General features: G+C 44.4%; 2 protein-coding genes and 1 pseudogene. All 3 read left to right on the top strand.

The window, feature by feature from the left end; translation table 11 throughout:
* Positions 1-68 precede the first annotated feature (68 nt).
* Positions 69-1,250, top strand: a pseudogene (locus tag L888_RS13705) (AAA family ATPase); the annotation flags it as partial.
* Positions 1,238-1,546 carry a helix-turn-helix domain-containing protein gene (locus tag L888_RS13700; protein WP_025066591.1) on the top strand — a complete coding sequence of 103 codons (309 nt, stop codon included), beginning with the start codon at positions 1,238-1,240 and terminating at the stop codon, positions 1,544-1,546. The pseudogene L888_RS13705 and the gene L888_RS13700, both read left to right, overlap by 13 nt.
* 215 nt (positions 1,547-1,761) lie before the next feature.
* Positions 1,762-2,367, top strand: a complete 606-nt coding sequence (locus tag L888_RS0111040) for a DUF6088 family protein (protein ID WP_025066592.1) — start codon at positions 1,762-1,764, stop codon at positions 2,365-2,367.
* Positions 2,368-2,495 lie beyond the last annotated feature (128 nt).

The following is a 2,495-nucleotide window of genomic DNA, read 5'->3' as shown; positions in this document are numbered from 1 at the left end:
CAATCATGTTGTGGCCAACAGGAGCAAATTCTACTTGGCCAAAGGGGTCAAAGTAGAGTGGCTTTTCCAAGAGTCACAGACAAGCGGAAAATCTGGCGGAATACAAGGTATTGAACCTTTCACTTCCATTAAGTGGCACGAAGTCTGAAAAAGACATTTCAGATTTCTTTGCCTTGGGCAACGGGGCAAAGGAACTGAAAGAGCTGCTTGCCAAGATGTTCTCAGACCTATATAGCCAAACTATGATGATGTTACGTTCCTGTGAAATTGACTACGAGAATCCACCGGACATTTCCAAATCAGTAGTAGCAGTAAACGGTGTACCACTCGGCACACAGGATAACCTGTTCTGCATTACCGGAGGTGAGGGGACAGGCAAGAGCAACTATGTCGGAGCCATCCTTGCCGGAGCGCTGGGAGAAGAACGGCTGCCGATAGAGAAAACATTGGGATTGGAGATTACCGCCAACCCAAAAGGCTTGGCAGTCCTGCACTATGACACGGAACAGTCCGAGGCACAGCTGCACAAGAACTTAGGTAAGACTTTGCGTAGGGCTTCTCTGACGGCAGTACCGGAGTTCTACCATTCCCTGTACCTTGCCTCACTCTCTCGAAAGGACAGGCTGAAACTTATCCGTGAGAGTATGGACTTGTTCCATCACAGGCATGGAGGCATCCATCTTGTGGTTATTGACGGTATTGCAGACCTGATACGCTCAGCCAATGACGAGACGGAGAGTATTGCCATTGTTGATGAACTTTACCGCTTGGCAGGGATTTACAATACCTGCATCATCTGCGTGCTGCACTTCGTGCCGAATGGTATCAAACTCCGTGGGCACATTGGCTCGGAACTGCAACGCAAGGCGGCTGGTATTCTCTCCATTGAGAAAGACGACAATCCCGAATACTCTGTGGTGAAGGCATTGAAAGTCCGTGACGGAAGTCCGCTGGACGTACCGATGATGCTTTTCGGCTGGGATAAGACAGAGGACATGCACGTCTATCGTGGTGAGAAGTCCAAGGAGGACAAGGAAAAGCGCAAGACTGATGAGCTTATTGGCGTTGTCAGAGAGGCTTTCAGAAAACCCCTCAAGCTCACTTACCAAGAACTTTGTGAGGTCTTGATGCGCGAGATGGAAATCAAGGACAGAACCGCAAAGAAGTACATCGCCTATATGAAAGAACAACGTATCTTGGCACAAGATACCAATGGTAACTATCAAAAAGGAGAACTATGTCGTACTTAGAACATCATACAGAAGATACATGGCAGAAACGATTGTTTGATAAACTGATGCGTGTCGAGGACAAACTCGACCGCCTGCTGATCCTGCAAGAGCAATCTGTTGATACAACAGTCCATCCTCCCTTGAAACCCGAATACTTGGATATCATTGATGTATCCAAGATTCTCAAAGTGGAGCAAAAGACCGTTTACAACTGGGTTTGGGCAGGAAAAATCCCTTATCTCAAAGCCAATGGACGATTACTTTTTCTCAGGGAAGAGATTGACGAGATGCTGAGAAGGCGAGATAGTTGGTGATGCGTATTTGTTGGTTTTTATTGTTGTTTTGTTGTGTAAATGCAAGCAGTTACATTACAAAATAACGGTTACAAAATTGATAATACGTACATTAATACTGGCATAGCTCGTTAAGCTCGTACTTTTCTCTGTTTTTTGTGCTGATTATGAGATTTTATATGTACCTTTGTTGTCGTGAATAATGCATTATTTCGCGACAAAATACAATTATAATCATGACAAAAAGCATTGAAAGTAAAATACTTATAAAATCAAAGAAGTGCGGACGCGGTTCTGTATTTTTTGTGGGGGATTTTATTTCGTATGGCAATCGAGATGCCGTTAATAAGGCTTTGGAACGTCTCGTAGAAAAAGGACAGATGCTTAGGGTTGCACGTGGCATTTATTGCTACCCCAAAATGGAAAAAGTATATGGCCTGGGTATGGTTCCTCCATCGCTTGAGGATATTGCCAAAGCAATGGCAAAAAGGGATGGCGCAAGAATTGTCCCAACGGGACTTTATGCCCAATACCAGTTAGGACTGACTCAACAGATACCGATGAACATAGCTTACTTAACCGATGGCGTCTCACGTACTATAAATCTTGGCGAAGGGAAAAACATAAAATTCAAGCGCGCCTCTCCCAGATATTTCTCCATCCGTAGCCGGTTGGCCCTTCTCTTAACAACAGCCCTTAAAGACTGGAAAGTAGAGAAACTGACTGATGAGCAGGTTGCTACCATTAAAATGAAGTTAAACGAAAATCCTCACCTTCAAGTTGCCGACCTCAAACTGATGCCTTCAAAGGTAAGGGAATTTATAGTTGGTCTATATGAATAGGTTTCTTGGATTATCCGATTCACAACGGAAAAGCGTCTATGAATCAATTGCAGATAAAGTGGAAAAGCCACTCTACTTTGACCCCTTTGGCCAAGTAGAATTTGCTCCTGTTGGCCACAACATGATTG

The sequence above is a fragment of the Hallella seregens ATCC 51272 genome, assembly GCF_000518545.1.
Lineage (GTDB): Bacteria > Bacteroidota > Bacteroidia > Bacteroidales > Bacteroidaceae > Prevotella > Prevotella seregens.
This window is presented reverse-complemented; position numbering and strand designations above follow the sequence as displayed.